3 protein-coding genes are annotated in these 5,090 nt (G+C 62.4%); all 3 read right to left on the reverse strand.

Going from position 1 to position 5,090, the window contains the following annotated elements:
- Positions 1 to 76: 76 nt before the first annotated feature.
- Positions 77 to 1,408, reverse strand: a complete 1,332-nt coding sequence (locus ACIRFL_RS43410) for an AAA family ATPase (protein ID WP_404041180.1) — start codon at positions 1,406 to 1,408, stop codon at positions 77 to 79.
- Positions 1,405 to 2,589 carry a DUF262 domain-containing protein gene (locus tag ACIRFL_RS43415; protein ID WP_404041183.1) on the reverse strand — a complete coding sequence of 395 codons (1,185 nt, stop codon included), beginning with the start codon at positions 2,587 to 2,589 and terminating at the stop codon, positions 1,405 to 1,407. The genes ACIRFL_RS43410 and ACIRFL_RS43415 overlap by 4 nt, the downstream gene beginning before the upstream one ends.
- Before the next feature lie 140 nt (positions 2,590 to 2,729).
- A complete protein-coding gene (locus tag ACIRFL_RS43420) occupies positions 2,730 to 4,982 on the reverse strand; it encodes a type I restriction endonuclease subunit R (RefSeq protein WP_404041186.1) in 2,253 nt (750 codons plus the stop codon).
- Positions 4,983 to 5,090 lie beyond the last annotated feature (108 nt).

Genomic DNA, 5,090 nt, shown 5'->3' on the forward strand with positions numbered 1-5,090 from the left:
GGCCCTCAGCCTGCCCCAACCCCGAAAAGACCCCACCGCACAGACACAGAGTCCCCGTCAGCAAGCTGACGGGGACTCATGAATGATCGAGGCTAACGATCTTGGGTTGGTCATGGGGGTCGCTCGCCTCCGTGTCAGCGACCGCCTGGTCTAGCTCCTCCCAGGCAATATCGAGGCCCCTTGCTGCTTTCTTTAAATCAGCAGTAATAGCCTCCATGACCACAGCCTCGGGATCACCGTCGCCAGGCAGGTATGTGAGCCACGGCCCCTGATACTTGGGGTTGTTTCGAACGTCGCCATCCAATACACCGAGGAAATGCATGCCCGGATGTGTTGGTCCGAGGGCACCGGCAACTGCTGTGACTTGGTCGGCGCCTCGTACGTCCTGGACTAGAACGTGATGGCGCAGATTCGGTGCGCACCGGGCAAGGACGGCTTCTAGTAGGGCCTTGGCAAAGCCATCTTCAACCAGCAGCACTGCTTCGGGGCGTGGTTTCAGTCCCAGAACTCTGCTAACTTGTGCCGGAATTCCCCCAGCAGAGATCACCACCCCTTGGTCCTCAGGACCCCGCTGGATCGTTCGCAGCGATGCGGGTGGCAACAGTTGCGCGATCTCCGTCGAGTGAGAGGCAACGACGACAGAGATCTGTTGTTTGAGTGACCACCCAATGATCTCGTGCAGTAGGCGCTGTCGGGACTTGGGGGACAGAAAGTTCTCCGGCTCGTCGAGCAGCACGATGCTTCCCCTGGGAGCCCTGCGCAGTGCCTGGAGCATAACGCAGGCGGCCAGCTCTCCCAGACTCATCTTGTCAGGGCCGTACGCCGTCCTCCCATAGGTCAGCTCGTGGTAGAACCATGTGCGCGGCTCACCCTTCTCGGGGTTCTGCCGGTCCAGCTCCTGATAGGAGATGTCCTCGTATTCCCGGCCAAGGATGTAGCGCAGTGCGCCGTCCGCCCAGCGGTGGGGTGGGGATTTGGCCGCCGAAGCTCGAAGGTCTTCCAACTCGTCGTCCGAGGTACGTCGCACCTGGGCCAACACGTCGAAGCACTCGCGTGCGGTGTCGATATATAGGCATGGCGTATTGGCCACGGCGAGATTCGCATCGTCCGGTGGGGGTGGAGCACCTTTCTTCGCCGACGGGCCGTGCAGTACGCGACCGGTGATCCGTACAGAGGGCACCTGTCCGTCGTACGCCACCGAGAATGTGCCAAGTTCGTGCGCCATCGTCCGGAGGAACTGGGTCTTCCCCACACCGCTCACACCACACAGCAGGGTGATACCTGGTGCCATTTCAGCCAGCACCGTACCAAGATGGGCATGCCCGTCGATGTAAACCTCACGCAGGGGCGACTGCGCCTCGCCTTCAGCGAGTTGACGGTACCCCTCCCGGACCTCGGCCTCTCTCAACGCCATTCCCCCCAGGAACCGAGGCTGCCATGGGCCCAGAGCAGCTCATCCAGGTCGTCATCCTCGAGCGCGGCAATGTCCGGTCGCGTAAGTACTTCGAACATCCGCATAACGGCCGGCACAGGTTCGGTGCGACGTGACGGGGCTCCGCCCGTCGCAACCAGGAACAGCCAGAGGATCGCGTCACGCAACAAGGTCGCGTCTGGGCCGTGGGCTACCACGGCAGACGATTCGTTGAACCTGGCTAGGAGAGCTTCGTAGGGAAGGCCCTTCATCCCGGAACGCAGCGGTGGTCGCATGTCGAGACTAAGGCGGGCGGCAAGCCTGAGACGCTGCGGTTCGAACCATTCCAGGAGATGTCCGAGATGGTGCTCGGAGCCTGGCCCGAGGCGCCTTCGAGCGTGGATCATGACGAGCAGCCAGCTCAACAGTGTGGGCTTGACGAAGCGGACGGCGGGAAGGTCGAGCGCGGGCAGCGAGAGCAGTTCCTTCAGCGCCTCAGCCACCTCGTTCTGTGTCTCAGGCGAGACGGGGTGGCCAGACTGCAACCGCTCAGCGAGCTCCTTGCTGTCCGCGGCAGCGGTCCGTACGCTCCCCTCCTCCACAGCGACGAGCGCCCTACTGATCACGTCCTCGTACGCCAGGCCGACGTTGCCGAAACTAACCCGTTCCTCTGTCAGCCCCCAGTCAACGGCGTTCAGGACCAGATCGCGTACTTGTGCTCCGAAGGAGCCCGATTCCACCAGCTTTCGCCCTGTCTCGGACAGACCTGTGCCGTCGTTCAGGCGCAAGAGAGCCGAGCGCAGCTCGGCGGCCGGCATCCCCTCGATTTCCAGTACAACCAAGGGGTAGTCGTCGATAGCCGCGCGAAGGCCAGACGGCAGATTCGGGTAGAGCCTCCCGTCAGACTCACGAAGCACCGGGTCGTGGGGAGTGATCCGGCCATCCAAGTCGAGGCGGCCATCCACGAACTCCTGCAAAGTTGCCAGCCGGCGCCGGCCGTCCATGACAGTACGTACATCGTTCGGCCCCTGCACCACGTGCAGGGGCCCAATGGGCCAGCCGCGGAGGACAGAGTCCAGCAACAGGTGCTTACGTCGTTTGGGCCACTCACCTGTACCGCCAGGATCGGCCGCCAAGCGCAGTCGCCCACCCCGCAACTCGGTGACCGCCTCCCGCACGGTCATGACCGTGGGCCGCGCGGCGGAGCGAAGTGCCCGTGGAGAAGCCAAGGCGATCGCCTCCTCTCTGCGATTGCGCAGGTCAGAACGGTATGGAGAGTACTGGACTGCACTGACATTCCAGGGTCCGGCAGTTCGCTTCAGTAGTACTGGCGAATGTAGTCGTACGCCTTCTGGAACAGTTCCTCGTCCTTCTGTAGCCGATAGCGCATCAGCGTCCGCCTGAGCGCCCTCTTCACATCGCGCTCACCGCTGACGGTCCGCTGCCACCCAGGGAACCTCACGTTCCGGACGATGTCGTCGATCTCCTCTACTAGCTTGGCGACTGCCACGGGGGTTTCCGTGGTACGGGAGGTCTCGAACAAGGTCGTCAGTGCGGTGCGTCCTTCCTCCTCCGGGCTCTGTGTCCTCCGGCCCTGCTCTGCGTCACGCTCGGCGGCGGCGACATCACGAGCGAGGACCAGTAGGGCCTTGAGGTACTTGACGCTGTCGAGCTGATCTTGTTCGTACTGCAAGCGCAACCGCTCCAGCCGCTCTGACAGGGAGTCGAACGATGCCTTCCCTCTGTGCCGCGAGATCCTCTGAGCCAGATTCGGTTGGAGCTTGCGTACGCCCTTGTCCGCCGGCTGCCTCTCAAGGTATTCCGCAAGCTCGGCGTCGATCACGAGCGTTTCCAGGTGCCCCGGCGGGGTGTCAGCGTGGATGTTCTGGTTGATCAGTTCCCGGGTCTTGGGTCCGAGTGAGCGCCACAACAGCGGCGTCGTCGCGGTAGAGGGACGGACTGAGTGGTGAATCTGGGCAAGCCAGCGATAGTCGGCGAGATGGTCGTTCAGCCTAGGGTCGGGAGACAGCGCCTCCCACAGACGCGACAGTGTGGCGAACGCGATGGCGAACTGCTCCCGGGTGTCCTCGTCGGGCAGCTTCTGCTGGGCCGCAAAGAGCCCCTTGTAACCGTCCTCCGTCCGATCCACCCCCTGAAAGAACTCGAGACAGTCCTCCAATGCTTGGGGCAACTTGTCCCACAGCTTCTGGATGTCTTGGACGGTCTGCTGCATTGACTGCTCGTCGAACCGCAGCGCCTTGCTCAACGGGCCGAAGACACCGAGGTAGTCCACGATCAGCCCGTGAGTCTTCTCCTGGTCGCTGCCAGGTGTGCGGTACGGACGGTTAACACGGCAGACGGCCTGGAGCAGCGTGTGATCCCTCAGCGCCCTGTCCAGGTACATGGTCTGCACGATCGGAGCGTCGAAGCCGGTGAGAAGTTTCGCGGTGACGATGAGGATCTTCAATGGGTCATCTGGGTCACCGAAGCGCTCCAACAGGGCGGCTTCCTCGACCTTGGTACGGCTGTAGCGATCCTTAAGTGGCTTGGGCAATCCCTGAGCAGAGACAACAACTTCAGATGCCTCGGGGCCGAGCCGCTTGTCCAGCTCTTGCTTGTAGAGGTGACACGCCTCTTGGTCAAAGACCACCACCTGCGCCTTGAAGCCCTCCGGCTGGACCTTGGCAGAGAAGTGCTCGGCGATGTCGTCGCACACACGACGGATCCGGTCGGGCGCCTTGATCAGAGCGCCCATGCGGGCCGCACGCCGCTGCATAGCGGCCTTCTCCGCCGCGCTCAGCCCCTTGGTGAGCTGGTCGAACTCGGCGTCCAGCACTGATCGGTCAATCTGGAACCGGGAATCCCTCGGCTCGAAGTGCAGCGGCAACGTGGCCTTGTCACGGATGGACTGAGCCTGGGAGTACTTGGAAAGGTAGCGGCCCTTGTCCGTCTCGGCGCCGAAGGTGTTGAAGGTGTTGATGTCGCTGCGGTTGATCGGTGTACCGGTAAGACCGAAGAAGACAGCGTTGGGCAGCACATGGCGCATACGCAGGCCGAAGTCGCCGTCCTGCGTCCGGTGGGCTTCGTCCACCAGGCACACGATGTCGCCGCGCGTGGACAACACATCGCTGAGCTCTTCTCTCCGGAACTTGTGGACGAGAGTAACGATGATCTTCCGCTGACCGCTGGCCAACATCTGGCGTAGTTCGGAAGCGCTGTTGGCAGAGACGACGTTGGGAACGTCGGCTTCGTTAAAGATCGTCGTGATCTGCGTATCGAGGTCCTGGCGGTCCACGACGATGAGCACAGTAGGAGCCGGCAACCGGGGGTGTGCCCGCAGCGCCTGAGCAGTGAACACCATCAGCAGGGATTTACCGGATCCCTGGAAGTGCCAGATCAAGCCCTTTCGGGGGGCATCCGGATCAGCCACTCGGTCAACCATGCGGCGGCCTGCCTCATACTGCTGATAGCGGCAGACCGTCTTAATCTTGCGGTGGTTCTTGTCCGTGCCAAAAACGGTGAAGCTGCGCAGGATGTCGAGCACGGTGTCCGGAGCGAGGAGCCCCTCCACAGCGCGGCGGAGGACTAGTGTCTCGTGATCCTGTTCATGGAACCTGAGGCTTCTGTGATCGTTGAGTCAGGTATGGATCTCTCCTCTGAACAGATGGCAGAACTGCGG

Origin of the sequence: Streptomyces sp. NPDC102462, from assembly GCF_044765425.1 — a bacterium.
In the GTDB taxonomy this organism is placed as follows: domain Bacteria; phylum Actinomycetota; class Actinomycetes; order Streptomycetales; family Streptomycetaceae; genus Streptomyces.